A 25,326-nucleotide genomic window follows, 5' to 3' on the forward strand; every position below is an offset into this window, starting at 1 on the left:
CTCGCCCTTTTCACTTCCGCTGCTGGACAGTCGAAACATAAACCTTCACATCAATGTGAAGGTCAAGCCCCGGGCGCCCCGGTGGCGCTCTCGTACGCGAGCCGGGGCGGGACGGTGACATCGCGTACGATGCCCAGCCGCTGCGTCGCCCGGGTCAGCGCCACGTACAGATCGTTGACACCGCGCGGCGAGTCGTCCAGAACGGCCTCCGGGTCGAGAACGATCACCGTGTCGAACTCCAGCCCCTTCGCCTGCCGGGGATCGAGCAGGACGACCGGCCGGGTGAGATCGAGGGCCGTTGCGTCGAATCCCCAGGAGGCGTCGGGGAGTTCGGCGGCGAGCGCGGGCAGCAGCACGGCTGGGGCGATCACCGCGAGCCGTCCGCCGGCGCCGTGTTCCGCCGCGTGCGAGGCCGCGTGCTCGACGGCGCTCGCGGCGGCCGTACGGACGAGGTCGGCCGGCTTCACCTCCCGTACCCACGGGCCGACTCCCGTCGAGCGCACCGAACGCGGCGGCTCGAAGTCCGGGTCCGCCAGCCGCCGCACCTCGGCGGCGACGGCCATGATCTCGGTGGGCGTACGGTAGTTGACGCCCAGCCGGACATGCTCCCAGCGCTCACCGACGTACGGCCGCAGGATCTGCCGCCAGGAGTCGCTGCCCGCCACGTCCCCGGTCTGGGCCGGATCGCCGACCAGGGTCATGGAACGGGCCGGGCAGCGGCGCATCAGCAACCGCCAGGCCATCGCGGACAGTTCCTGCGCCTCGTCCACCACGATATGACCGAAGGCCCAGGTGCGGTCGGCGGCGGCGCGCTCGGCGGCGCTGCGGGTGTCGCTCTCCTCCTGGCGGTCGGCGAGGCGTTCGGCGTCGATGAGGTCGTGCGCGAGCAGGACCTCCGACTCCTCCTCGTCCTTGTCCTCGAACTCGTAGGTACGGGAGCCGTAACTCAGCTCCAGCACCCCCTGCGCGTACTCGATCCGCTCGCGCCGCTCGGCCTCGGCGGCGGCGCGCGCGGCGGCGTCGTCCTGGCCCAGCAGTTCGGCGGCCTCGTCGAGGAGCGGGACGTCGGCCTCGGTCCAGTGGCCGGCTCCGCTGATCTGACGCCTGATCAACTCGCCGTCACCGTCCGGGAGATGCGCCGGTTCGGCAAGATACTCGGCGACGAGATCCTGCGGGGTGAGGGTCGGCCACAGCTCGTCGATCGCGGACTGTACCGCGGGGCTGGTCGCGATCGCCTTGCCGAGTTGTGCGACGTCGGTGGCGTCGAGGAGGTTCGGTCCGCCGTACGGATCGGCACCCAGCCGCTCGGCCAACTGCTCGGTGAGCGAGTCGATGACGGAGAACGCGAAGTGCGGCCGGGCCAGATTGTGTGGGAGGTCGGCGTCCCGCGCGCGGGCGCGCGCGTCCTCGGCCATCGCCCGGTCCAGATACAGCGTCCCGTCGTCGTGCTCGATCTCGATGTGCGGATCGGGCACGCGCTGGCGGTCGCGCAGCGCGGCGGCCAGGACGCCCGCCATCTCCACGCGTCCCTTGACGGCCGCGGCGGCCGGGGTGTCGGTCGCCGTCGCCCGTACGCCGGGGAAGAGTTCGCCGACCGTCGCCAGCAGCACACCGGTCTCACCGAGCGAGGGCAGCACCTCGCCGATGTACCCGAGGAAGGCCGGGTTGGGTCCGACGATCAGCACGGCGCGCCGGGCCAGTTGCTCGCGGTGCGCGTACAGCAGATACGCGGCCCGGTGCAGCGCGACGGCGGTCTTGCCGGTCCCGGGCCCGCCCTCCACGACCAGCACCCCACGGTGCGGCGCGCGGATGACGCGGTCCTGCTCGGCCTGGATGGTCCGCACGATGTCGGTCATCCGCCCGGTGCGGGCCGAGTCGAGCGCGGCGAGCAGGACGGCGTCGCCGTCCGGGTCCTCGTAACCGGTGCGGGTGGTGTCGGTGAGATCCATGATCTCGTCGTGGAGCGCGGTGACCCGCCGCCCCTCGGTGGTGATGTGCCGACGACGGCGCAGACCCATCGTCGAATAGCCGGTGGCGAGATAGAAAGGACGGGCGACCGGAGCGCGCCAGTCGATGAGCAGCGGAGTGCGTTCCGCGTCGTCCTGCCGCATTCCGATGCGCCCGATGTGATGGGTGGCGCCGTCGGTGAGATCGATACGGCCGAAACAGAGCCCGGACTCCACGGCATTCAGCGTGGTGACGGTGCCGGAGTGCTCGGCGACCCGGATGTCCCGCTCCACCATGGCCTGTCGGCCGGTGCTGACCTGCCCGATCGATGTCCGCACGGCGCCTTCGGCCTGCTCCCGGAGCGCGTCGAGACGCTCATGGAGGAGCGAGACGAATTGCTGTTCGCTCCGCAATTCCTCGGTTGACAATTCAGCCCCTGTCCGATAAACTCTGCTCAGTGAGTTGGTTTCGACTTGTCCGGGAAAGGGAAAGTCGAAATACCAAATATACGCAGAGCAATACCCCGACCGTCAATTCGGTGTCGGGGTATTTTTGTGCGCGGGGTCGTGGTGGCAGGCGTCAGATGACGTCCTGAAGCTCCTGGAGCAGCCGGCGCTTGGGGCGGGCGCCGACCATCGACTTCACCGGCTCGCCGGCTCGGAAGACCAGCAGCGTCGGCATCGCGAGGACGCCGTAGCGGTTCATGGTCCGCGGGTTGGTGTCCACGTCGAGCTGGACGACCTTGAGCCGCGCCGCCTCCTCCTCGGCCACGGCGCTGAGCACCGGCGCGAGCTGGCGGCACGGCGGGCACCAGTCGGCGGTGAACTCCACCAGCACGGGCAGGTCCGCCCTCAGTACCTCGTCCTCGAAACTGTCGTCCGTCACCACGGCGACGCCTTCTGCCTGGATCATGTGTCTTCCCCTTCTCGGAGCGGGTGGATCGTCAGCTCACACAGCGGCTCCGGCCCGGCGGCCGGGATCTGCGCCGCCTCGGCCTGGGCGAGCTGTTCGCCGACCTGGGCACGTATCGAACCGAGCCGGCCGATCAGCTCGTCCAGCTCGGCGAGCTTGCCCCGGTACACCTCGAGCGAGGCGGGACAGGAGTCCCCGGCCGGATGCCCGGCCCGCAGACACTCGACGAACGGCCGCGTCTCCTCCAGATCGAACCCGAAGTCCTGAAGGGTCCGGATCTGCTGGATCAGCCGCAGATCGTCCTCGTCGTACGTGCGGTAGCCGTTGCCCGCCCGCCGGGCGGGCAGCAGCCCGCGGGACTCGTAGTAACGCAGAGTGCGGGTACTGGTCCCCGCCCGCTCCGCCAGCTCGCCGATGCGCATGTCCACGACGGTAATCCTTGACGCCGACGTCAAGGCAACGAGTGACGAGTCGTCGCGACGCCTGCGGGCCCGTGTGACTACGCACCGGCGGGGCGGATCGCCTCGACCGTGCTCCCCCAGTCGTCGCCCCCGTGCCCCTGGGCGACTGCCCGGTCCGCGACGACCTTGATCGCCGTCAACTGGGCCACGTCCAGCCCCCGGTCACGGGCCGCGTGCAGGACGTGGTCGACGCTCACCGCCATCATGCCGAGACCGCCCACCGCGCCGTCCAGATACCCGACGCCACGGCCGTCGGCCCAGCGCGCGAACTCGCGGGCGCGCTCGGGGGTGTCGGAGGTGAGGTTCACGAGGGCGCGGTCACGGAGGTCGTCGCCGAGCGGTTCGACGATCTGCCACGCGCCGTCGTAGTCGAGGACGCACACGATGACGAGGCCGACGGCGCGCGCCGCGGCGGCGGCGTCGGGGGCGCGGAGCGCACCACGCCGGACGAGCTCGGCGTCGCGGCCGGGGGAACGGTTCCAGACGGTGGTCGGATGCCCGGCGTCGAGAAAGGCACCGGCGAGGGCACGGCCCATGCCGCCGAGGCCGAGGACGGTCACGGCGGCGGGGGTTTGGGGGTCGGTGGACTTGAGGTGATCATCGAGCGGGGCGCAGCCGCTGGACAAGTACGGACTATTAGGTCGGCTGTGCACCTACGGGTAAGTACGCGGCGCGCGGAAGCGCCTGAGGGGTGGCGCGAAACCGACCGTACCGGTTGCTCTGCGTAATCGAATGAACGTAAAATGTGGCGCGTCAGTACTGTCGACCACATCGCGTGGAGGTAGCCATGGCCCGTGCCTGGGAGGCGGATCCGTCCGCCTTATTCGAGCGGCGACTCGGCAAGTCGCCGCAAGAGCTGGGGAATTCGGACGGAAATGACGAGTGCCCCGACATCTGGCAGCTCGACAACGGCGATATCGCGGTGATCGGCCGGGATCTGACCGGTCATTACGCTCCGCGTCTTCCGCGAGAGGTCACACTCGCTCCGGACGAGCGTCTGGTCGTGATTCCCGGAAGCACCTTGAGTGCCGCGAAGGCGGACATTCCCGATGCCTGAGACATATGTGCCCGCCCTCCTGCCGGAGCGTGGCGAGCGACTCGTCCGCGAGGTGTACCGAAAGGACTTCCGCGAGCGCAGCGCCGTACTTCGCGACGTGAGCTCCTGGAAGCTGGAGCGGCGGCAGCATTTCGAGGAGCAGGGCAGTCCGAGCCGTGACGCCCTTCGGCGGGGTGAATGGGAAGAGTCGCTACGACTCATGGGGGAACGCCGCGACGCTCTCGCGGCCACCGCCCGGCAGGACGAACGCCAGGGGCATGTTTTTCACCGTGTGCGCGTGGTCGAGGAGCCGCTGACTCCCTATCTCCAGTGGGAATTGCACTCACTACGGCAACAGGCCCGATTCGGCGCGCGCGTGCGCGTCGTGAGCGCCGAATCCGTCGCCGCTTTCGAGCGATCGGGTCCGCTGCCGGAACTCGTGGTGCTCGGCGGCCGGACTCTCTTCAACATCCTCTACTCGGAGGCAGGGCATCCGCAGGGGGCGATCCGCTTCACGGAGCCCGACGTGGTGACCGAATGGGAGCACTACATCAAGTCGCTCTACGAGTCGGGCGAGGAGATCGCGTCATACTTCGAACGGGCCGTGGCACACCTTCCCGTCCCGACGAGCCTTCCGGAGTAGACGATCAGCCAGAACGGTAACGACGAGGAACGCCCCGGCGCGTCGGCAAACGACCTGTCGGGGTCGTCTCGCGATGTCGTACAGGCCGGAAGCGTCAGCGGTGGCATTCACTTCCATGGGCCGGGCAGCGAGGAGGAGCGGGCATCGGCGGGTCCGCCACCTCGCCAGCTCCCCGCCGATGTGCACGGTTTCGTCAACCGCCTCCATGAATTGGACCAGTTGAACGCCATCGTGGCCGGGGAGAACGGCGACCCGCTGGTCATCTCCGTCTGCGTCGTCGCGGGCACGGCCGGCGCGGGCAAGACCTCGCTCGCGCTCCGCTGGGCCCACCAGGTCCGGGACCGATTTCCGGACGGGCAGCTCTATGTCAACCTGCGTGGTTACGACCCTGGCGAGCCGATCACCGCCCAGGAGGCGCTGCACCGGTTCCTGCCCGCCCTCGGTGTACCGCCGCGGTCGGTACCGCAAGACATTGATACCGCCGCCGCTCTCTACCGGTCGCTGCTGGCCGAGCGCCGGATGCTCGTCCTGCTGGACAACGCCTCCACCGCCGCACAGGTCCGACCGCTGCTTCCCGGTGGACCGGGCTGTCTCGCCCTCGTCACGAGCCGGAGCCGGCTCTCCGGGCTGGCCGTCCGCGACGGCGCCCGCAGACTCACCCTCGGCACGCTGCCGCAGGCCGAGGCGGTGGCGCTGCTGCGGACGGTCACCGCCGGCTACCGCCCGGCGGACGATCTGGAGAAGCTGACCGAACTGGCCGATCTCTGCGCGCGGTTGCCGCTGGCGCTGCGTATCGCGGCCGAGCGCGCCGCGAGCCGGCCGCATCTGCGGCTCGACGACCTCATCGCCGATCTGCGGGACGAGTCGGCGCTGTGGGACGCGCTGAGCACGGGGGACGACGAGGAGGCGGAGGCCGTCCGCACCGTCTTCGCCTGGTCCTACCGCGCCCTGTCCGAACAGGCGGCCCGGTTGTTCCGGCTGCTCGGACTGCATCCGGGGCCCGAGTTCGGCCTTCAGGCCGCCGCCGCCCTCGTCGCGGCTCCCGTCAGCAGGACCCGGCAACTGCTCGACATCCTGGTCAACGCCCATCTGCTGGAGCAGATGGGCCCCGACCGTTACCAATTCCACGACCTGCTGCGCGCGTACGCCACCGACCAGGCCCACATCGAGGAGCCGGCCGGGGAGCGGGAGGCGGCGCTGCACCGCGTACTGGACTGGTATCTGCACGGCGCGGACGCCGCCCAGAGCTGGATCAGCCCCGACGAACAGCATGTGGGGCTCGAGCCGCCGGGGGACGCGGTGCGTCCGTCGGTGTTCACGGACTACGACAGCGCACTGGACTGGGCCGAACGCGAGCACGGAAACCTGCTCCAGGCGATCCGCGACGCGGCCGGGACGCATGACCGAAGGGCCTGGCAACTGGCGGTCGTCTTCTGGAACGCCCGCCCCTCCTTCGCGCCGGTCAGCGAGTGGCTGGCGGTCGGCGACATCGCGCTGGAGGCAGCCCGGCGATCCGGCGACCGTCGGGGCGAGGCTCAACTTCTCACCCACCTCGGCAGGGACAACGTCCGGGTGGACCGGCTCTCCGAGGCGCTGGAATGCCACCGGCGCGCTCTGGAGATCCACCATGAAACCGGTGATCCCGTCGGTGAGGCGACCTCACTGAATCTGATCGGCCTCGTGCATCTGCGCAGGCGTCAACTCGACCCCGCCGCCGAGTGTTTCGCGCGGGCCATCCCGCTTTTCAGGGAGGCGGACTCGCCCCCGTGGGCGGCGATCGCGCTGTCCAATCTGGCCTCGGCCCATTTCAGCGCGGGGCGGCCGACGGAAGCGTCGGCCGTCGCCCAAGAAGCCCTCGCCGCGCACCGCGCCATGGACAATCCCCGGGGCGAGGGGAACATCCTGCGGGTCATGAGCTGCCTCCTGCTCGAAGAGGACAGTCCCGAAGAGGCCCTGCGCTGCGCCCAGCAGGCGCTGGACATCGCGCTGACCCTCCGTGACGACCGGCTGGAGGGCTACTGGCTCATCGCCCTCGGCGACGCGCAGCGCTCCCTCGGCAAGTGGGACGACGCTCTCGTCTCCTACCAGCGCTCCGCCGTCCTCCACCGACGGCTCGGCAATCGCAGCCGGGAAGCTCTCGCCTGGTACGGGGCCGGGCTGACGTATCACGCGCTCGAACGGCTCCCGGAAGCCGCGCAGTTCCATCGCCGGGCCGTCGCCGCGCACCGGGAGTTGGGGGACGGGTGGCACGAGGCCGTCGCGCTCGACGGGCTCGCCGGGGCTGTCGTGGGGGACGATCCGGGGGCCGCCGCCGGGTACTGGGCCGCCGCGCTGGGGCTGCTGCGGGGTTACGAGGACCCGCGCGCGGTCGCCGTGCGCGAGCGCGTCGGGGCGTCGCTCGGCTGATCCTCGGGCGCGGCCTCGGGCGCGGAGCCGAAGGCCCGGACGAACGTGTCCACGGCGGCGTCCGACACCTCGCGCAGGGCGGTGTCCGGGATCGGGCGCGTGCCCATGTGGGAGCGGGCCTCCAGGGGGCCGATCAGCAGTGCCAGGAACTGCTCCGCGCCCCGTGCCGGGTCCATGGCGCGCAGGCGGCCGTCGAGGACGAGCCGGGCCAGGCGGTCGGCGAGGGCGTCGGCCAGGTGGTGGGGGCCCGCGGTGGCGACCAGGTCGAGGGCGTCCGGGAACGTCGTGATCTCCGCGTAGAGCAGCCGGCGCAGCGCGCACGAGCGCTCGTCGCAGTGCAGACGCAGCAGGTCGAGGCCGACGCCCTCCAGCGTGGCGCGCAGGTCGTCGCCCGGTTCGAGCAGGGGCGCGAGTGCGGCGAGTCGCTGGTCGAGCGCGGTACGGGCCGCCGCCTCCATCGCGTGCCGGAACAGCGTCGCCTTGTCGGTCAGATGGTTGTAGACGGTGGGCTTGGCGACGCCCGCCGCGTTCGCGATGTCCTGCACGCACGCCTGCGCGTAGCCGCGGCGGGCGAACACGGTGAACGCGCCCTCCAGGATCGCCTGCCGCTTGTCGATCCGTCCGCGCGAGGGGGTGGCTGCCATACGGCGATTTTACCCGCCGGTTCAATGTTCTGGATCTGCCGGTTGCCAATGAACGAGTCAGATCACTAGATTGAACCCGCTGGTTCATTTCTGAGGCGCGCGGCACTGGAGGACACCCCCATGAAGACCCTCGTGATCACCGGCGGTACCGACGGCATGGGCCGGGCCCTCGCCCGTGACTACCTCCGCCGGGGCGACACCGTCGTCATCGTCGGCCGTGACGAGCGCAAGGCGAGCACCGTCCCCGGCGCCACCTTCATCCCGGCCGATCTCAGCCTGATCAGCGAGAACCGGCGCGTCATCGAACGCATCACCAACGACTTCCCCGACGTGGACGCGCTCGTGCTGTGCGCCCGCTACTTCCGTGCCACCCGCCGGGAGACCGCCGAGGGGATCGAAGGGGTCTTCGCGCTGGAGTATCTGAGCCGCTATCTGCTCAGCCACGGGCTCACCGAGGGCAGCCGCTCCGGCCCGCGCGTCATCGCCAACGTGTCGGGACCCGGCTTCCCCGCGGGCCGTATCCACTGGGACGACCTCATGCTCCGCAACACCTACTCGGGCGTGGAGGCGCAGTTCCAGGCGGGCCGCGCCAACGACCTGCTCGGCGTCGCGTACGCGGCCCGGCACACGCACATCTCGGACCGTGTCCGCACCCGCTACGTACTGATCAACCCCGGCGGCGTGTCGACCGGATTCTGCGGCGAGTTCGACGCCGAGACCGCCGCGCACGTGGAGTCGCTGAAGAGGTACGGCAAACCCGTCGAGGAGGGGATCCGCCCGCTGGCCGCCCGCGTCGACGCCCCGCCCGCCGCGCCGCTCAGCGCGTACGCCCAGCACCGGCCGCTCAGCCTGGACCACCCCGACTTCGATCCCGAGGCCGCCGGCCGGCTCGAAGAACTGACGCGGAAGCTCGAGTGAGGACGACCTCGAGCACGGGGCTCGGGAAATCCTTCAAGAAGTCGACGCGCGCAGGTCATTGACGGGCACTCGGGGTTCATCTAAACAACAGAGGTGAGAGCGCTCTCAGCTCGTCCTACGCGTACGCGTACGACACATCTCGGCACCATCCACACCGGAGGTGTTCCTTGAGAACGAGCCGCACCGGAAACAGACCCCGCACCCGCCGGACCCCCCGCACCCCCCTCATCGCCGCCTTCCTCGCCCTGTCCGTCGCCGTCGCCGGATTCGTCGGCCTCACCGGCGCCGGGACCGCCCGGGGCGACGTACCGCCCGCGCCCGGCTGGAACCTCCAGTGGAGCGACGACTTCAACGGCGGCAGCGGCGCGCCGCCGTCCGCCGCCAACTGGCAGGTCGACACGGGACACGGCTACCCCGGCGGTCCGGGCAACTGGGGCACCGGCGAGATCCAGAACTACACCGCGAACGCCGAGAATCTGAGTCTCGACGGCAACGGGAACCTGAAAATCACCCCGCTCCGGGACGGCGCGGGCAACTGGACCTCCGCGCGCGTGGAGACCAAACGCGCCGACTTCAAGGCACCGGCCGGCGGCACCCTGCGTATCGAGGGCCGGATTCAGATGCCGAACGTGACCGGCGCCGCCGCGGCCGGCTACTGGCCCGCCTTCTGGGCGCTCGGCGCGCCCTACCGGGGCAACTACTGGAACTGGCCCGCCATCGGCGAGTTCGACATCATGGAGAACGTCAACGGGATCAACTCCGTCTGGGCGGTGCTGCACTGCGGCGTGAACCCGGGCGGCCCCTGCAACGAGACCACCGGCATCGCCGCCAACCGCGCCTGCCCCGGCGCGAGTTGCCAGTCGGCCTTCCATACGTACCGCTTCGAGTGGGACCGCTCAAGCACCCCCAACGCGCTGCGCTGGTACGTGGACGACCAGCTCTACCACACCGTCACCCAGGCCCAGATGGACGCGACGACGTGGGCCAACATGACGGAGCACGCCGGGTACTTCATCCTGCTCAACGTCGCGATCGGCGGCGCCTTCCCGGACGCGCTCGGCGGGCCCACACCGACACCGGCCACCGTGCCGGGGCGGCCGATGCTGGTCGACTACGTCGGCGTCTGGACGCGTGGCGGATCGGGCCCGACCGATCCACCGACCGACCCGCCCACCGATCCACCCCCGTCAGGCTCCTCGCAGTTGTACGCGCGCACCGGCGGCGGTCTCGGTGACGCCGCCACGTCGGGCGCCAACGCCACGCTCGCGTCGGCGGACGGCGGCAACCGCGACGGGACGCCGTACAACCCGCAGGTCTTCACCTCCGGCGGCATCACCCGCGCCTACAACGGCGGGGGGACGCAGTTCGACCTCTTCGTGGACGCGGGCACGACGGTGGCCAACGGCCAGCAGGTGAGGGTGAGTTACGACCGTACGGGCGACGGCACCTGGGACCGTACGGAGACGTACAGCTACTTCGCCACGGACCCGGCGCCCGGCTTCGAGCACTACACGCAGGCCAAGGGCCTCAAGGCGTCGACCGGTTCGCACGGAAACCTCGTCAACGGCAAGGTACGGATCGAGGTCTGGAACGCCATCGGCAACGGCGCCAGCACGCTGGGCATCGGCAACCAGTCGGTGGTCCGGATCCCGTACGGCTGAGTCATGGCACAGCACGAAGGTGACCGGCCCGTACGGACGTCTCCGTACGGGCCGGTCATTCGCAAGGCCGGTGAGATGGGGGATCAACTACCGGCCCGGGTTTTACGGTCAGACCTTCGCCGGCGTCTCGTCCACGTCGCGCTGCTCCGGCATCTCCGAGGGGCCGTCGGAGGGACCGTCGGCGTCCTTCGTGAGGCTGGGCCCGCCCCCGCCGTGGTCGTCCACCAGCGTCTTCTCGTCGAACGGAATCCGTCCGGCCAGCACCTCGTCCACCCTGGCCCGGTCGATCTCCTTCGTCCACGTACCGACCAGGACCGTGGCGACGGCGTTGCCCGCGAAGTTCGTCAGGGCGCGCGCCTCGCTCATGAAGCGGTCGATGCCGACGATCAGGCCGACGCCGTCGACCAGTTCGGGCCGGTGCGACTGGAGGCCGCCCGCCAGGGTCGCCAGACCGGCGCCGGTGACACCCGCCGCGCCCTTCGACGCGATGATCATGAACAGCAGGAGCCCGATCTGCTCCCCGATCGCGAGCGGGTTGCCCATCGCCTCGGCGATGAACAGCGACGCCATCGTGAGGTAGATGGCGGTGCCGTCGAGGTTGAAGGAGTAGCCGGTCGGCACGGTGATACCGACGACGGGCTTGCTGACACCCAGGTGCTCCATCTTCGCGATCAGCCGCGGCAGCGCCGACTCCGACGACGAGGTGGAGACGATCAGCAGGAACTCGCGCGCCAGGTACTTCAGCAGCGAGAAGATGTTGATGCCGGTGATGACCTTGAGCAGTACGCCGAGCACGAGGAAGACGAACAGCGCACAGGTCACGTAGAAGCCGATCATGATGACGGCCAGCGACTTCAGCGCGTCCATACCGGTCTCGCCGACCACCGCCGCGATCGCGCCGAAGGCGCCGACGGGGGCCGCCCACATGATCATCGCGAGGATGCGGAAGACCAGGCGCTGGATGTGCCCGATGCCGCGCAGGATCGGCTCGCCGGTGCGGCCCATCGCCTGGAGCGCGAAGCCCGCGAGCAGTGCCACGAGCAGCGTCTGAAGGACCTCGCCCTCGGTGAAGGCGGAGACGAGTGTGGTCGGGATGATGCCGACCAGGAATTCGGCGGTGGTCTCGGCGTCGCCGGCCACCTGCGCCGCACCGGCGTCGGCCGTCGCGTCGGTGATGTGCAGGCCTGCGCCCGGCTCCAGGATGTTGCCGACGACGAGGCCGATGGCCAGCGCCACGGTCGACATGACCATGAAGTAGCCCAGGGCCAGACCGCCGACCGCGCCGACCTTGGCGGCCTTGCGGACGGATCCGACGCCCAGCACGATGGTGCAGAAGATGATCGGGGAAATCATCATCTTGATGAGGTTGACGAAGCCCGTCCCGATGGGCTTCAGCTCGACGGCCACCCCCGGGGCAGCGAATCCGACCGTGATTCCGAGAACCACTGCGACGATCACGGCCAGATACAGATAATGGGTACGGTCCCGAGTAGCGGCCACGGGTCCTCCTTGACTCGTTTGTCCCTACGCGACCCTCCCGTCCCGAGGGGGTCCCGGCGACTATGGCTCAGCCTGTGACGCCGGTCACCCTTACGTGCATTTCGTTCATACGAATTCCGGCCAGGCAGACTTGTGCCATGCAGCTTCCCCGCCCCCGCAGCCTCGCCGGCCAGCTCTTCGCGATGCAGGTCGTGCTGGTCGCCGCCGTCGTGGCGGGATGCGCGCTGTTCGCCTACTTCTCGGACCGGGCGCAGGCCGAGGAGACCGCCGAGCGCCAGGTCACGGCCACGGCGCGGGCGATGGCCGACTCCCCTTCCGTACGGGAGGCCATCAGGTCCGACAATCCCTCCGCCACGCTCCAGCCCTACGCGGAGCGCGTGCGGGTCGACACGGGCGTGGACTTCGTCACGATCATGAAGCCGGACGGGACGCGCTGGACGCACCCCGATCCCCAGCTCATCGGGCTGCCGTTCATCGGCACGACGGAGCCCGCGCTGCTCGGCAAGACCTTCACCGAGACCTACACGGGCACGCTCGGCCCCTCCACCCGGGTGGTGACCCCGGTGAAGGACGACGGCCGGATCACCGGGCTGATCAGTGTCGGCATCACCGTGGACCGTATTTCCAGCCAGTTGGAGGAGCAGGTACGGATCCTGGCGCTGGCGGCCGGGGGCGCCCTCGCGCTGGGCGGGGTGGGCACGTACGTCATCAACGCGCGGCTGCGCCGGCACACCCACGGCATGAACGCGGGCGAGCTGAGCCGGATGCACGACTACCACGAGGCGGCGCTGCACGCCGTGCGCGAAGGGCTGCTCATGCTGGACGGACGGCGCAGGATCGCGCTGATCAACGACGGCGGACAGGAACTCCTCGGTCTGGACGACAGCGCCGTGGGCCGCAACATCGACGAACTCGGCCTGCCCGCCCCGCTCGTCGGCGCGCTCCTCGCGTCGGAACCACGCGTGGACGAGGTCCATATGACGGCCGACCGCATCGTGGTCGTCAGCACCCGCCCGGTGATCGGCGGCGAGCGGCGCGGCACGGTCGCCACGCTGCGGGACCACACCGAACTGCAAGCACTGTCGGGCGAGTTGGACTCGGAGCGCGGCTTCACCCACGCCCTGCGCTCGCAGGCGCACGAGGCGGCGAACCGGCTGCACACGGTCGTGTCGCTGATCGAGATGGGGCGGGTGGACGAGGCGGTGGAGTTCGCCACGGCGGAGCTGGAGCTGGCGCAGGTGCTCACGGACCGGGTCGTCGGCGCGGTGGCCGAGCCGGTGCTGGCGGCGCTGCTGCTGGGCAAGGCGGCGCAGGCGAACGAGCGCGGTGTGGAGCTGGTGCTGGCCGAGGACAGCCGTATCGACGACGGGGTGCTGCCGCCGTCGCTCGCCGCGCGCGATCTGGTGACCATGCTGGGCAATCTGATCGACAACGCGGTGGACGCCGCCCAGGGCACGGACGGCGCGCGGGTCACGGTCACGGCGCTGGTCAAGGACGGTGAACCGGTCGAGGGCGGTGAGCTGCTGCTACGGGTGCGGGACACCGGGCCGGGCGTCGCCCCCGGCGACATCGGGGAGGTGTTCCGGCGCGGCTGGTCGACCCGGGGCGCGGAGCGCGGGCTGGGGCTGGCTCTCGTACGGCAGGCGGTGCACCGGGCGCGCGGCACGGTGGAGCTGGCACCGGGGCGCGACGGCGGGGCGGAGTTCACCGTACGGCTGCCGCTGGGCACGGGCACCCTCACGGACACGGGTGCCGATACGGGTGCGAACGGGGACGCCGGTACGGCAGAGTCGATGGCCGGTGCCACGACCGACGGTGCCACGACCGACGGTGGGGAGCGCGGCGGATCATGACCGGGAACAAGGGCAGCGGCGACAGCGTCCTGCGCCCCATTCGCGTACTCGTCGTGGAGGACGACCCCGTCGCCGCCGACGCGCATCAGTTGTACGTGGGCCGGGTTCCCGGCTTCGCGGTGGCCGGGGTCGCGCACTCGCGCGTCGAGGCGGGCCGGGTCCTGGAGCGTACGGACATCGATCTGATCCTCCTCGACCTGTATCTGCCGGACGGGCACGGGCTCCACCTGCTGCGCAGTCTGCGGGCGGCCGGCCACCACGCGGACGTCATCGCCGTCACGTCGGCGCGCGATCTCGCCGTCGTACGCGAAGGGGTGTCGCTGGGCGTCGTGCAGTACGTGCTCAAGCCCTTCGCGTTCGCCACGCTCCGCGACAGGCTCAGCCGTTACGCGGAGTTCCGCGCCGCCGCCGGTGAGGCCAGTGGCCAGGACGAGGTGGACCGGGCGCTCGGCGCGCTGCGGGCGCCGCAGCCCGCGTCGCTGCCGAAGGGGCTGAGCGGGCCGACGCTGGAGTCGGTGACACGTGCGCTGCGGGACGAGCGGGCGGGGCTGACGGCCACGGAGGCGGCGGCGCGCCTGGGTATCTCGCGGATCACCGCGCGGCGCTATCTGGAGCATCTGGTGAGCGCGGGGCAGGCGGCCCGCAGCCCGCAGTACGGCCAGATCGGGCGCCCGGAGCTCCAGTACCGGTGGCTCGTCTCCACGCGCTGACGTGCTGTTCTCCCGCCCTGGCGGTTCCGTACGGGCGCGGTGAACAATGACCGCATGACTGTTCTCGGCGCCGTGTTCCGCCCCCAACTGCCCCCCGAACGACTCCGCGACATCGCCCGCGCCGCGGACGACGCGGGCCTTGACGAGCTGTGGCTCTGGGAGGACTGCTTCCTTCAGAGCGGTATCGCCAGTGCCTCCGCCGCCCTGGCGTGGACGCGGCACCTGCGCGTCGGGGTCGGTCTGCTCCCCGTACCGCTGCGCAATGTCGCGCTGACGGCGATGGAGGCCGCCACGCTGCACCGGATGTTCCCGGGGCGGCCCCTCCTCGGGGTCGGCCACGGCGTCCAGGGCTGGATGGCGCAGACCGGTACGCGCGTCGAGTCGCCGGTGACGCTGCTGCGCGAGTATCTGACGGCGCTGCGCGCGCTGCTGGCGGGCGAGCGGGTGACCACGGACGGGCGGTACGTGAAGCTGGACGCCGTCGCCCTCGACTGGCCGCCGTCCACCGTCCCCGTACCGCCCGCCGTGTTCGCCGGGGCCACCGGGCCCCGCACGATGCGGCTGACGGGCGAGGCCGCCGACGGCACCATCCTGACCGGCGGCACCACACCCGACGAGGTGCGCCGCTCGCGCCAACTCATCGCGGAGGGACGGGAGTCGGCGGGGCGCACCGGCCATCACCCGGTGGTCGTGTATCTGCACACGGCGACCGGTCCGGGCGGCGCGGCGCGGCTGCGGGCCGAGCTGGACGCGACCGGTCTGCCGCACGGGGTCGCCGGTCCGGCGGAGGCCGTCGCCGAGGCGGTGCTGGCGCTGGTGGAGGCGGGGGCCGACACCGTGGTCCTCCAGCCGACGCCCGACGAGCCGGATCCGGAGGGCTTCGTACGTTTTACGGCCGCCGAGGTCGGCCCGCTGGTACCCCGCAAGTAGTGGGCGGTGCACGGGGATTGACCTTCAGATTGGCGCCGATCTACGGTCGCCGGGCAGCCCTTCGTGGCTAAAAGAGGAGGTCGTGCCCGTGCGCCCCACCGCCCCACTGATCCTCGTCACGGTCCTGGCCGCCGGTGCGCTCACGGCGTGCGGCGGCGGGTCCGGCAGTGATCCGGACACCATCAAGGTCGCCTACAACAGATCGACGGACAACAAGATCCGCTTCAAGGACAACTATCTGGAGTCCGTGAAGAAGGACTTCGAGAAGGCCAATCCGGGCAAGAAGGTCGAACTGATCCCGATCCAGGCCCCGGACAACGACTACGCCACCAAGGCGCAGCAGATGATGCGCTCCTCGAAGACCGCGCCCGATCTGGTCTACGAGGACACCTTCCGTATCAACTCCGACATCAAGGCCGGCTATCTGCGCCCGCTGGACGAGTATCTGGACAAGTGGGACACCTGGGACCAGTTCGTCGACACGGCGAAGTCGGCCGCGAAGGCGGAGGACGGCAAGACGTACGGCGTCCCGGACGGCACCGACACCCGCGGTCTGTGGTTCAACAAGAAGATCTTCGCCGACGCGGGGCTGCCCGCCGACTGGCAGCCCAAGAGCTGGGCGGAGGTCCTGGACGCGGCGCGCACGATCAAGCGCGAGGTCCCGGACGCGATCCCGCTCAACGTCTACACCGGCAAGGGCCCCGGCGAGGCGGCGGTCATGCAGGGCTTCGAGATGCTGCTGTACGGCACGGGCGCGGACCCGCTCTACGACCCGTCGGCGAAGAAGTGGGTGGCGGGCAACAAGGGCTTCACGGACGCGCTGGAGTTCGTACGCACCGTGTACTCCGAGAAGTTGGGGCCGGACGTCTCCGACGCGCTCGACCCCAACATCGGTACGCGCGTGGCGACCGAGTTCTTCCCCGAGGGCAAGCTGGCGATCTCCCTCGACGGGTCGTGGATGGGGCAGAACTGGATCAACGAGGGCCCCAAGGAGTGGCCCGAGTGGTCCACCGAGCTGGCGCAGACGCCGATGCCGACGCAGAACGGGCAGGCGCCGGGCAGTGTGTCGATGTCGGGCGGGTGGGCGTGGTCGATCCCGCAGAAGGCCCAGAACCCGGAGCTGGCCTTCGAGTTCATCAAGACGCAGCAGACGACGGAGAACGCCGTCGAGTGGAATGTGGTCGGGGCGCAGATCGCCGTCCGTGAGGATGTGGCGGCCGATCCGAAGTATCTGAAGTCGATGCCCGGTATCGACTTCTTCACCAAGCTCGTCGAAGTGACCAACTACCGCCCCGCGCTGCCGGTTTACCCCCAGGTGTCGTCCGCCATCGGCGAGGCGATGGAGTCGGTGACGACGGGTGACTCGTCGGCGGCGGACGCGGCGAAGGCGTACGACGAAGAGTTGAAGACCATCGCGGAGGGCGCGGTGGTCGACAAGTGAGCACGACCTCGGACGCGACCACGGACGCGGACGCGGCCACGGACGCGGCCACGGACGCGGTCACGGCGGCGGGGGCGCCATGAGCGCGGTGGGCACCGCGGGCGCCCCGGTGAGCAAGGGCGGACCCGCGGTGTCGGCCGGGGGACGTAAAGACCGCGAAGGCCGCGAAGGCCGCAACGTCCGCAAGGGGCGGCTGACGCGCTGGCTGCCCCTCGCCCCGGCGACGATCCTGCTGCTGCTGTTCCTCGCCGGGCCGATCGGCTACTGCGTCTGGATCGCCTTCACCAACACGCAGTTGACCGGTTCGTCCACCTCCGACTTCGTCGGTCTGGACAACTTCCGGCGGGCCTTCGCGGACGACAACTTCCGTAACGCGGTCTGGCTGACGCTCGTCTTCACCTTCGTGTCGTCGATCGTCGGCCAGAACACGATCGGGCTGGCGCTGGCCGGTCTGATGCGGGCCGCCTCGCGGCCGGTGCGCACCGTCACGGGCGCCGTCGTGATCGCGGCGTGGGTGCTGCCGGAGATCGTCGCGGCGTTCCTGCTGTACGCGTTCTTCCGCCGCGAGGGGACGCTGAACGCCATCTTGGACTGGCTCCATCTGCCGTCCCAGAACTGGCTGTTCACCCTGCCGATCCTGGCGGTGTCGTTCGCCAACGTCTGGCGCGGCACGGCGTTCTCGATGCTGATCTACTCCGCCGCGCTGTCCGAGATCCCGAAGGAGATCACGGAGGCGGCGGAGGTCGACGGCGCGAACGGGGTACGGCGGCTGTGGTACATCACGCTGCCGATGATCCGCCGTTCCATCGGCACCAATCTGATGCTCAACACGCTCTCCACCCTGTCGGTCTTCGGACTGATCTGGGCGATGACGCGCGGCGGTCCCGGCAACCGCAGCCAGACGCTGCCGGTGTTCATGTACGACCAGGCGTTCCTCAAGAGCCTGATCGGTTACGGCACGGCGGTCGCGCTGCTGCTGCTTCTCGTGGGCGCGCTGTTCTCGATCGTCTATGTGCGTCTGCTCAAGGTGGAGGTGTGATGAAGCGCGCCACTCGCGCCCGGCTCGCCTCGGACGCCGCGCTGCTGGCGGTCGCCGCGGCCTTCCTGCTGCCGCTGCTGTGGCTGCTGCTGTCCTCCGTCGACGCCGAGGCGGACCTGCGGGTACGGCTGCCGTCGTCGCCGACCACGGAGAACTTCGGCGCGGTCCTGACCGACGAGATCACGTTCACGCCGATGCTCAACAGCCTGCTGCTGTGCGGCAGCGCGACGCTGCTGACGGTGTCGTGCGCGGCGCTGGCGGCGTATCCGCTGTCCCGCTACCGCTCGCGGTTCAGCCGCCCGTATCTGCTGACCATCCTGTTCACGACATGTCTGCCGATCACGGCGATCATGGTCCCGGTGTACGGACTGTTCGTCCAGGTCAACCTGGTCGACACGATGTACGGTACGGCGCTGTTCCTCGCGACGTCGCAACTCCCCTTCTCCATCTGGCTGATGAAGAACTTCATGGACGGGGTGCCGACCGTCCTGGAGGAGGCGGCGTGGACGGACGGGGCCTCGATGCTCCAGACGCTGACGCGGATCGTGCTGCCGCTGATGGGGCCGGGCATGACGGTCGTGATGATCTACACGTTCATCCAGCTCTGGGGGAACTTCTTCGTGCCCTTCATGCTGCTGCTGACTCCGGACCAACTGCCCGCGTCCGTATCGATCTTCACGTTCTTCGGCAACTACGGCTCGGTGGTCTACGGCCAGTTGGCGGCGTTCTCGATCCTCTACTCGACGCCGGTGCTGCTGCTCTACATCCTGATCTCGCGGCGGCTGGGCGGGGGCTTCGCGCTGGGCGGGGCGGTGAAGGGGTAGGGCGCCTGCGGTGTGGATCTGCGGCGGGAGTGAACCAGCGGGAGTGGTGCGACGTCTTCGCGTACGTAGTTGGCCGTAGTCACGACCGCACGACCGCACGACCGGGAGACGACGCACCATGGAGAAGAGCCGGACCGCCGACCTGACCTCCGTCACGACGACCGAGTTCGCCTCGGACGCCATCTCGCTGCTGGTACGCACGGTGAGCCAGGCGATCCGGCGCACGGGGCCCGCCATCGGCACCGAACACCTCCTGTCCACCCTGCTCGACGACAGCGAGAAGCCCGGGGAAGCGCTGGTCCCCGGCTTCCGGGAGTCCGGCTCGCTCGGCGGGGAGATCCGCGCCCGTGGCGCGGAGCACTGGGCGCGCGACGACAGCGGTACCGTCGCCCCGGCCGACGGCGCCGAGGCCCAGCAGGACGCCATCGAGGTGGACGCCGCGTGGCGGGAGGCGCTGTGGGTGGCGGCCGGCTCCTCGAAGACCCTGCGCGCGGAGGGGACTCAGCGGCCCCGGCCGACCGGTGCGCTGCGTGAGACGCTGCTGTGCGCGCTTCGGCTGGCCCGTGCGCAGGGCGCGCCCGACGCGCACGAACGGCATCTGGCGCAGGCCCTGCTGGAGACCCCCGAGACCCGGGCGCTGGAGGCGCTGGCGCTGCGCCGGGTGGATCTGACGGCGGCGGCCGCCGCCCTGGACGCCCAGGCCGAAGCCGTACGCGCGGGTGCCGCCCCCTGGACCGCCGAGGCCGAAGCCGCGCCCGGCAGCGTCGCGTTGCTGCGCCGGGCCGGGATGCTGGGCGAGCGCGGTACGTGGTGGGCGCGCGGCATGCTGTCGCGGATGGCGCGCGCGGCGGGTGACGGGGCGCCGGTCCTGCTGGTGCTCCGCAACGAGGCACAGCGCCAGGCCGTACGGTGCGGCCGTACGGCGACGGAGCCGGTGGATCTGCTGCTCGCCGTAGTGGCCCTGGACCGGGGGCTCACCGTCGCCGGGCTGTCGCTGCCGGGCGAACTGCTCGCGGCCAACTCGGCGGCGGACGAACTGCGTTCGGCCGGCGTACGGCAGGTGGACCTGGTCCGCGCGGCGACAGCGGCGGCGTCCGACCCGGCGGCGGGTCCTGCCATCGCGGCCGACGTGGAGCACTCCCCCGCCACGGACAAGGCGGTGGCGCAGACCCGGCTGCTGGCGGCCGAGCGGAAGTCCGAGACGGTCGGCACGGCGCATCTGCTGACGACCCTGCTCGCCGACCCGGATGCCCCGCCCGCCCAACTGCTGCGCCAGTGCGGCGCGGACGTGGCGGCCCTGCGTACCCGCCTCGACGCTCAGCTTTGAACAGCGCGGGTACGGCCCTGAAGGACTCCCCCGCGCCACCACCGGTCACAGCAGCCGCAGGATGGTCCGGCCGGGCAGGCCGGCGGTGAAGAACTGCTGGATCGGCCGGATACGTTCGACGGCTGACTCGGGGTAGGTCCGCCGGCCGCTGGGGGTGCGTTGCGAGGTGAGCAGACCCTGCTCTGCGTAGTACCGGAGCGCTCTGGTGCCGACCCCGGCCTGGTGGGCGATCTCGCCGATCCGCGTCTGTGTCCTCCTGCTACTACGGCTTCGCGAATCTCGACTTGCCCCTGACGTCAATGTGAGGTTTTACGGTTGCCGATGCCGGGCCGGACATGGCTCGCCGAACCCAGACCTACGCAGAAGGCAGGAACCATGAACGTCACCGACCAGATCGCCCTCGTCACCGGAGCCAACCGCGGTATCGGCCGTCAGTTCGTCCTCGAACTGCTTGAGCGCGGGGCGAGCAAGGTCTACGCGACGGCTCGCCGCCCCGAAAGCCTCGACTTCGACGACACCCGGGTGGTGCCGCTGCGACTCGACATCGTCGACCACGAGTCCGTCATCGCGGCAGCCGCGACCGCGCGGGACGTGACCCTCCTCGTCAACAACGCCGGCATAGCGACCAATACCCCCCTCGTCACGGGTGACCTGGACGAGGTCCACCGCGAGATGGACACGCACTTCTGGGGCACGCTCGACGTGATCCGCCAGTTCAGCCCCGTCCTCGCGGCCAACGGCGGGGGTGCGCTCGTGAACATCCTGTCGGCGCTGTCGTGGTTCGCCGCCCCGGGCACCGGCTCGTACGCCGCCGCCAAGGCCGCCGAGTGGAACATGACGAACAGCGTCCGTCTTGAACTCGCGGCTCAGGGCACGCTCGTCCAGGGCGTCCTCCTCGGCGCCGCCGAGACGGACATCAGTGCCGGATACGACGGCCCCAAGATCGATCCCCGCGACGTGCCGCGCCGCTCGCTCGACGGCCTGGCCGCCGGCTCGATCGAGGTGATCGTCGACGACTGGACCGCGATGGTGAAGGCGTCGCTCGGCGGCGACCCCGCCGCGTTCTACGCACAGATCACCGAACTGCTCGGCGCGAGTTGAGCGGATTCGACGTTCGGACGGCCGGCGACGGCGCGGCGATCCGGGCCGGCTTCGCAGAGCCGCATGACGGTCTCCCGCGATCCGCCACGGGGCGCTCACAAGGGCGCAAGGTTGCATGGAGTGCATCGAGTTGCCCGCCCCGGCCTCTGGGAGAGGCGGCCACGCGGCTGTGTACTGGTGATACCCCCGCCGCCCGGGTCCACAACGCCCGGCGTTGTGGGGCCGCTCTCCCCGGACTCCGGCGAAGGAGATGCAGATGACCAGTGCCGCCGCCGTACCCACGGCGCTGTCCGTTCTGCCCGGCGGTCTGGATGAGGTACGCGCCCTGCCCGAGCGGGAGCTGCCCCGTCCGGCGTTGGGAGTTCGACGGCCTGCGCCGGCAGGACGGCCTGTCGGGGTATCCGTCCAAAGCCCGGCAACTGTCCGGCGAGCAGGACCGTGCGGTGGTCGCGGTCAGAGGGGACGGTGCCCTGACCGGCGGGCTCTCATCTGAGGCCCTGAACAACCTCGGTGCCGCCCCTGAGCGGCCGGTGATCATCGTGGTGAACGACAACGGCCGCTCCTCCGCCCCAACCAGGTACCGCCAAGGCACCCGCGCCCGCCGGACGAGCCGGACGAGCCGGCCACCCGGCAGGAGGCGGACGCCGCTCCCCGCGCGCCCTAGAAGACCGACTCCGCCTCGAACATCCGGTTCTCCGGGACCGTCTTGAGACGGGTCACCGCCTCCGCGAGCGGCACCATCGCCACGCGCGTGCCGTGCAGCGCCGTCATCCGGCCGAAGTCGCCGTTGTGCACCGCCTCCACCGCGTGCCAGCCGAACCGGGTCGCCAGCACCCTGTCGTACGCCGTCGGTGTGCCCCCGCGCTGCACATGGCCGAGGATGACCGGCCTGGCCTCCTTGCCCATGCGCCGCTCCAGCTCGCCCGCGAGGCGGTTGCCGATGCCCTCGAAGCGTTCGTGGCCGAACTGGTCGATCTCGCCCTTCGCGTAGTGCATCGAGCCCTCGGCGGGGTGCGCGCCCTCGGCGACGCAGATGACCGCGAACTTCTTGCCGCGCGCGAAGCGCTCCTCGACCATCTTCACGATGCTGTCGACCTCGAAGGGCCGCTCCGGCAGACAGATGCCGTGCGCGCCGCCCGCCATGCCGGACTCCAGCGCGATCCAGCCGGCGTGCCGGCCCATGACCTCCACGACCATGACGCGCTGGTGCGACTCGGCCGTGGTCTTCAGCCGGTCGATGGCCTCGGTGGCGACCATCACGGCCGTGTCGAAGCCGAATGTGCGGTCGGTGGAGGAGATGTCGTTGTCGATGGTCTTCGGTACGCCCACCACGGGCATGCCCGCGTCGGAGAGCATCCGGGCCGCCGTGAGCGTGCCCTCGCCGCCGATCGGGATGAGCGCGTCGATGCCGTACTTACGGCCCAGTTCGTCGGCGCTCTCGGCCGCTTCGCGCAGCCGGCCGCGCTCCAGCCGGGCCGAGCCGAGGATCGTCCCGCCGCGCGCCAGGATGCCGCTCACGGAGTCGAGGTCGAGGGGGCGGTAGTGGCCGTCGAGCAGGCCCTTGAAGCCGTCCTCGAAGCCGATGACCTCGTCACCGTGGCCGGTCATGGCGCGGTGGACGACCGAACGGATCACGGCGTTCAGGCCGGGACAGTCGCCGCCTGCGGTGAGGACTCCGATACGCATCGCGCTGTGTCTCCTGCTCGCTCGGGGTGTGGTCCGGTGCGGGGCCGTGCCGCCCGGAACCTGAAGGCGCCCGTACCCACCCCCACGGGTATTGTCAAGAGGGCGTTGCCACCCTAACGGGCCTCATGGCAGAAACAGGAATTTCCCCTTCCAGCCCTACCGCTGCCGGTCCGCCACCACTCCATCTTCATCGAACAGGAGAGCGCGCGTGACACGCAGCGTGTACGTGACCGGGATCGAACGCGGAGACGGCCGACAGGTCGTCGAGTTGGGGGTCATGGAGCTGCTGACCCGCCAGGTGGGCCGGGTGGGTGTCTTCCGCCCGCTGGTCCACGCGAACGGCCCCGACCGCCTCTTCGACCTGCTGCGGGCCCGCTACCGGCTCTCGCAGGACCCCGCGTCCGGCTACGGCCTCGGCTACGCGGAGGCCGCCGGCATCCAGGCCGAGGGCGGTACGGACGAGCTGGTCCAGCAGCTCGTACGGCGCTTCCACGAGGTCGCGCGGGAGTACGAGGTGGTGCTCGTCCTCGGTACGGACTTCGCCGACACCACGCTGCCCGACGAGCTGGCGCTCAACGCGCGCCTGGCCAACGAGTTCGGCGCCTCGGTCATACCGGTGGTCGGCGGCAGGGGCCAGCACGCCGAGTCGATACAGGCCGAGACGCGCAACGCGCACCGGGCGTACACGGTGCTGGGCTGCGACGTCCTCGCGATGGTGGTGAACCGGGTCGCCCCCGAGGACCGCGACGCGATCGACGCGCAGCTCGCGCGGCAGTTGCCGGTGCCCTGCTACACGCTGCCCGACGAGCCGGCGCTGGCCGCGCCGACCGTCGCGCAGATCGCCCGCGCCCTCGACGGCACGGTGCTGCTCGGGGACGAGGCGGGTCTGGCGCGTGACGCGCTCGGCTTCGTCTTCGGCGGCGCGATGCTGCCGAATCTGCTGGGCGCCCTGACTCCGGGCTGTCTGCTGGTCACGCCGGGCGACCGGGCGGATCTGCTGGTGGGCGCGCTCGCCGCGCACTCGGCGGGGACGCCGCCCATCGCGGGCGTGCTGCTGACGCTGAACGAACGGCCGGCGGACTCGGTCCTCACCCTCGCCGCCAAGCTCGCACCCGGCACACCGGTCGTCGCCGTGGTCGCCGGCTCCTTCCCCACGGCGGCCGAACTCTTCACGCTGGAAGGGAAGTTGAACGCCGATACGCCGCGCAAGGCGGAGACGGCGCTGGGACTGTTCGAGCGGTACGTGGACACCGGCGATCTGCTGGAGCGGATGTCGGTGGCGCGCAGTGGCCGGGTGACGCCGATGATGTTCGAGCACGATCTGCTGGAGCAGGCCCGCGCCGTACGCCGCCGGATCGTCCTGCCGGAGGGCACGGAGGAGCGGGTGCTGCGCGCGGCCGATGTGCTGATGCGCCGCGACGTCTGCGATCTGACGCTCCTCGGGGACGTCGACACCCTCACCAAGAAGGCCGCCGATCTCGGTATCGACCTGGCGGGCGCCCGGCTCGTCGACCCGGCGACGGACGAGTTGCGGCAGCGGTTCGCCGAGCGTTACGCGGAGCTGCGCGCGCACCGGGGTGTGACGGTGGAGCTGGCGTACGACGTGGTGGCCGACGTGAACTACTTCGGCACGCTGATGGTCGACGCGGGGCTGGCCGACGGCATGGTCTCGGGCTCCGTACACTCCACGGCGGCGACGATCCGCCCGGCGTTCGAGATCATCAAGACCACGTCGCCCTCGTCCAGCGTCTCCTCCGTCTTCTTCATGTGTCTGGCCGACAAGGTGCTCGTGTACGGCGACTGCGCCGTGATCCCGGACCCGGACGCCGGGCAGCTCGCGGACATCGCGGTGCAGGCCGCCGCGACCGCCGCCCGGTTCGGGGTCGAGCCGCGGATCGCGATGCTGTCGTACTCGACGGGGACCTCGGGCTCGGGCGCGGACGTCGACAAGGTGCGCGAGGCGACGGAGCTGGTGCGCGCGGCGCGGCCCGAGTTGAGGATCGAGGGGCCGATCCAGTACGACGCGGCGGTGGAGCCGAGCGTCGCCGCGACGAAGCTGCCCGAGTCGGAGGTGGCGGGGCGCGCGACGGTGCTGATCTTCCCCGATCTGAACACCGGCAACAACACGTACAAGGCGGTGCAGCGCTCGGCGGGCGCGGTGGCGGTGGGTCCGGTCATGCAGGGGCTGCGCAAGCCGGTGAACGACCTCTCGCGCGGCGCCCTGGTCCAGGACATCGTGAACACCGTCGCCATCACGGCCGTCCAGGCGCAGGACGACGGCGTGTGA

Annotated in this window: 22 protein-coding genes and 1 pseudogene; 15 read left to right on the forward strand and 8 right to left on the reverse strand. The window is 70.6% G+C overall.

All coding sequences use genetic code 11. The features are described 5' to 3' along the window. Positions 1 to 62: 62 nt before the first annotated feature. From OG329_RS11340 to OG329_RS11355, 4 genes are all read right to left on the reverse strand, one after another. Positions 63 to 2,375 (reverse strand): HelD family protein, encoded by a 2,313-nt coding sequence (locus OG329_RS11340; protein WP_405794577.1) that lies wholly within the window; start codon positions 2,373 to 2,375, stop codon positions 63 to 65. Between the two features lie 151 nt (positions 2,376 to 2,526). Further along, a complete protein-coding gene (gene trxA / locus OG329_RS11345) occupies positions 2,527 to 2,859 on the reverse strand; it encodes a thioredoxin (protein WP_405794579.1) in 333 nt (110 codons plus the stop codon). Next, positions 2,856 to 3,281, reverse strand: a complete 426-nt coding sequence (locus OG329_RS11350; RefSeq protein ID WP_405801773.1) for a MerR family transcriptional regulator — start codon at positions 3,279 to 3,281, stop codon at positions 2,856 to 2,858. Before OG329_RS11350 ends, trxA begins: the two co-directional genes overlap by 4 nt. Before the next feature lie 77 nt (positions 3,282 to 3,358). Continuing rightward, a complete protein-coding gene (locus tag OG329_RS11355) occupies positions 3,359 to 3,946 on the reverse strand; it encodes an NAD(P)-binding domain-containing protein (protein WP_405794581.1) in 588 nt (195 codons plus the stop codon). 161 nt (positions 3,947 to 4,107) lie between these two features. Between OG329_RS11355 and OG329_RS11360 the strand changes: the two genes are divergently transcribed. The 3 genes from OG329_RS11360 (at position 4,108) to OG329_RS11370 (ending at position 7,405) form a co-directional block, all read left to right on the forward strand. After that, positions 4,108 to 4,377, forward strand: a complete 270-nt coding sequence (locus OG329_RS11360) for a hypothetical protein (protein ID WP_405794582.1) — start codon at positions 4,108 to 4,110, stop codon at positions 4,375 to 4,377. After that, positions 4,370 to 4,999, forward strand: coding sequence for a DUF6879 family protein (locus OG329_RS11365; protein WP_405794584.1), 630 nt, complete (start codon positions 4,370 to 4,372; stop codon positions 4,997 to 4,999). The genes OG329_RS11360 and OG329_RS11365 overlap by 8 nt, the downstream gene beginning before the upstream one ends. A 210-nt stretch (positions 5,000 to 5,209) precedes the next feature. After that, complete coding sequence (locus OG329_RS11370) at positions 5,210 to 7,405, forward strand: ATP-binding protein (RefSeq protein WP_405794585.1); 2,196 nt, start codon at positions 5,210 to 5,212, stop codon at positions 7,403 to 7,405. Here the strand turns inward: OG329_RS11370 and OG329_RS11375 are convergent. Next, positions 7,348 to 8,049: a TetR/AcrR family transcriptional regulator gene (locus OG329_RS11375; protein WP_405794587.1), complete on the reverse strand. Its 702-nt coding sequence runs from the start codon at positions 8,047 to 8,049 to the stop codon at positions 7,348 to 7,350. The two genes, OG329_RS11370 and OG329_RS11375, sit on opposite strands and share 58 nt — an antisense overlap. Positions 8,050 to 8,169: 120 nt before the next feature. On the opposite strand from OG329_RS11375, the gene OG329_RS11380 reads away from it, so the two are divergent. Then, positions 8,170 to 8,967 (forward strand): SDR family NAD(P)-dependent oxidoreductase, encoded by a 798-nt coding sequence (locus OG329_RS11380; RefSeq protein WP_405794589.1) that lies wholly within the window; start codon positions 8,170 to 8,172, stop codon positions 8,965 to 8,967. 167 nt (positions 8,968 to 9,134) lie between these two features. Further along, the gene (locus tag OG329_RS11385; protein WP_405794590.1) at positions 9,135 to 10,628 is read left to right on the forward strand and encodes a glycoside hydrolase family 16 protein; all 1,494 of its coding nucleotides are present in this window, start codon (positions 9,135 to 9,137) and stop codon (positions 10,626 to 10,628) included. A gap of 108 nt (positions 10,629 to 10,736) precedes the next feature. Here the strand turns inward: OG329_RS11385 and OG329_RS11390 are convergent, their stop codons facing one another. After that, entirely contained in the window at positions 10,737 to 12,128 is a 1,392-nt protein-coding gene (locus OG329_RS11390) for a cation:dicarboxylate symporter family transporter (RefSeq protein ID WP_405794591.1), read from the reverse strand. 137 nt (positions 12,129 to 12,265) lie between these two features. Here OG329_RS11390 and OG329_RS11395 point away from each other — a divergent pair, with 137 nt between their 5' ends. The 7 genes from OG329_RS11395 to OG329_RS11425 all read left to right on the forward strand — a co-directional run bounded on the left by OG329_RS11395 (position 12,266) and on the right by OG329_RS11425 (position 20,252). Further along, complete coding sequence (locus OG329_RS11395; protein WP_405794592.1) at positions 12,266 to 13,981, forward strand: ATP-binding protein; 1,716 nt, start codon at positions 12,266 to 12,268, stop codon at positions 13,979 to 13,981. Next, positions 13,978 to 14,691, forward strand: coding sequence for a response regulator (locus OG329_RS11400; RefSeq protein ID WP_405794594.1), 714 nt, complete (start codon positions 13,978 to 13,980; stop codon positions 14,689 to 14,691). The genes OG329_RS11395 and OG329_RS11400 overlap by 4 nt, the downstream gene beginning before the upstream one ends. Before the next feature lie 54 nt (positions 14,692 to 14,745). Next, entirely contained in the window at positions 14,746 to 15,621 is an 876-nt protein-coding gene (locus tag OG329_RS11405; RefSeq protein WP_405794596.1) for an LLM class flavin-dependent oxidoreductase, read from the forward strand. Between the two features lie 88 nt (positions 15,622 to 15,709). Beyond that, positions 15,710 to 17,062 (forward strand): extracellular solute-binding protein, encoded by a 1,353-nt coding sequence (locus tag OG329_RS11410; RefSeq protein ID WP_405794597.1) that lies wholly within the window; start codon positions 15,710 to 15,712, stop codon positions 17,060 to 17,062. 79 nt (positions 17,063 to 17,141) lie between these two features. Beyond that, positions 17,142 to 18,101, forward strand: coding sequence for a carbohydrate ABC transporter permease (locus OG329_RS11415; RefSeq protein ID WP_405794599.1), 960 nt, complete (start codon positions 17,142 to 17,144; stop codon positions 18,099 to 18,101). Continuing rightward, entirely contained in the window at positions 18,101 to 18,925 is an 825-nt protein-coding gene (locus OG329_RS11420; protein ID WP_405794600.1) for a carbohydrate ABC transporter permease, read from the forward strand. The genes OG329_RS11415 and OG329_RS11420 overlap by 1 nt, the downstream gene beginning before the upstream one ends. A 118-nt stretch (positions 18,926 to 19,043) precedes the next feature. After that, complete coding sequence (locus tag OG329_RS11425) at positions 19,044 to 20,252, forward strand: Clp protease N-terminal domain-containing protein (RefSeq protein WP_405794602.1); 1,209 nt, start codon at positions 19,044 to 19,046, stop codon at positions 20,250 to 20,252. Between the two features lie 45 nt (positions 20,253 to 20,297). Here OG329_RS11425 and OG329_RS11430 read toward each other — a convergent pair whose 3' ends face one another. Then, positions 20,298 to 20,552 carry a MerR family transcriptional regulator gene (locus tag OG329_RS11430; RefSeq protein ID WP_405794603.1) on the reverse strand — a complete coding sequence of 85 codons (255 nt, stop codon included), beginning with the start codon at positions 20,550 to 20,552 and terminating at the stop codon, positions 20,298 to 20,300. 75 nt (positions 20,553 to 20,627) lie between these two features. Between OG329_RS11430 and OG329_RS11435 the strand changes: the two genes are divergently transcribed. Continuing rightward, positions 20,628 to 21,353, forward strand: a complete 726-nt coding sequence (locus tag OG329_RS11435) for an SDR family oxidoreductase (protein WP_405794605.1) — start codon at positions 20,628 to 20,630, stop codon at positions 21,351 to 21,353. Between the two features lie 353 nt (positions 21,354 to 21,706). Further along, positions 21,707 to 21,928, forward strand: a pseudogene (locus tag OG329_RS11440) (1-deoxy-D-xylulose-5-phosphate synthase N-terminal domain-containing protein); the annotation flags it as partial. Positions 21,929 to 22,013: 85 nt separating this feature from the next. Here the strand turns inward: OG329_RS11440 and OG329_RS11445 are convergent. Further along, the gene (locus tag OG329_RS11445; RefSeq protein WP_364603686.1) at positions 22,014 to 23,039 is read right to left on the reverse strand and encodes an ATP-dependent 6-phosphofructokinase; all 1,026 of its coding nucleotides are present in this window, start codon (positions 23,037 to 23,039) and stop codon (positions 22,014 to 22,016) included. Positions 23,040 to 23,247: 208 nt separating this feature from the next. On the opposite strand from OG329_RS11445, the gene pta reads away from it, so the two are divergent. Continuing rightward, positions 23,248 to 25,326 carry a phosphate acetyltransferase gene (gene pta / locus OG329_RS11450; RefSeq protein WP_405794607.1) on the forward strand — a complete coding sequence of 693 codons (2,079 nt, stop codon included), beginning with the start codon at positions 23,248 to 23,250 and terminating at the stop codon, positions 25,324 to 25,326.

Source organism: Streptomyces sp. NBC_01506, from assembly GCF_045040295.1.
GTDB lineage: Bacteria > Actinomycetota > Actinomycetes > Streptomycetales > Streptomycetaceae > Streptomyces.

What these genes read in the sequence shown, in the direction of transcription:
- trxA (WP_405794579.1), bottom strand. Translation starts at nt 2,859, where the DNA reads ATGATCCAGGCAGAAGGCGTCGCCGTGGTGACGGACGACAGTTTCGAG.
- OG329_RS11350 (WP_405801773.1), bottom strand. Translation starts at nt 3,281, where the DNA reads ATGCGCATCGGCGAGCTGGCGGAGCGGGCGGGGACCAGTACCCGCACT.
- OG329_RS11360 (WP_405794582.1), top strand. Translation starts at nt 4,108, where the DNA reads ATGGCCCGTGCCTGGGAGGCGGATCCGTCCGCCTTATTCGAGCGGCGA.
- OG329_RS11365 (WP_405794584.1), top strand. Translation starts at nt 4,370, where the DNA reads ATGCCTGAGACATATGTGCCCGCCCTCCTGCCGGAGCGTGGCGAGCGA.
- OG329_RS11375 (WP_405794587.1), bottom strand. Translation starts at nt 8,049, where the DNA reads ATGGCAGCCACCCCCTCGCGCGGACGGATCGACAAGCGGCAGGCGATC.
- OG329_RS11380 (WP_405794589.1), top strand. Translation starts at nt 8,170, where the DNA reads ATGAAGACCCTCGTGATCACCGGCGGTACCGACGGCATGGGCCGGGCC.
- OG329_RS11395 (WP_405794592.1), top strand. Translation starts at nt 12,266, where the DNA reads ATGCAGCTTCCCCGCCCCCGCAGCCTCGCCGGCCAGCTCTTCGCGATG.
- OG329_RS11400 (WP_405794594.1), top strand. Translation starts at nt 13,978, where the DNA reads ATGACCGGGAACAAGGGCAGCGGCGACAGCGTCCTGCGCCCCATTCGC.
- OG329_RS11405 (WP_405794596.1), top strand. Translation starts at nt 14,746, where the DNA reads ATGACTGTTCTCGGCGCCGTGTTCCGCCCCCAACTGCCCCCCGAACGA.
- OG329_RS11415 (WP_405794599.1), top strand. Translation starts at nt 17,142, where the DNA reads ATGAGCGCGGTGGGCACCGCGGGCGCCCCGGTGAGCAAGGGCGGACCC.
- OG329_RS11420 (WP_405794600.1), top strand. Translation starts at nt 18,101, where the DNA reads ATGAAGCGCGCCACTCGCGCCCGGCTCGCCTCGGACGCCGCGCTGCTG.
- OG329_RS11425 (WP_405794602.1), top strand. Translation starts at nt 19,044, where the DNA reads ATGGAGAAGAGCCGGACCGCCGACCTGACCTCCGTCACGACGACCGAG.
- OG329_RS11435 (WP_405794605.1), top strand. Translation starts at nt 20,628, where the DNA reads ATGAACGTCACCGACCAGATCGCCCTCGTCACCGGAGCCAACCGCGGT.
- OG329_RS11445 (WP_364603686.1), bottom strand. Translation starts at nt 23,039, where the DNA reads ATGCGTATCGGAGTCCTCACCGCAGGCGGCGACTGTCCCGGCCTGAAC.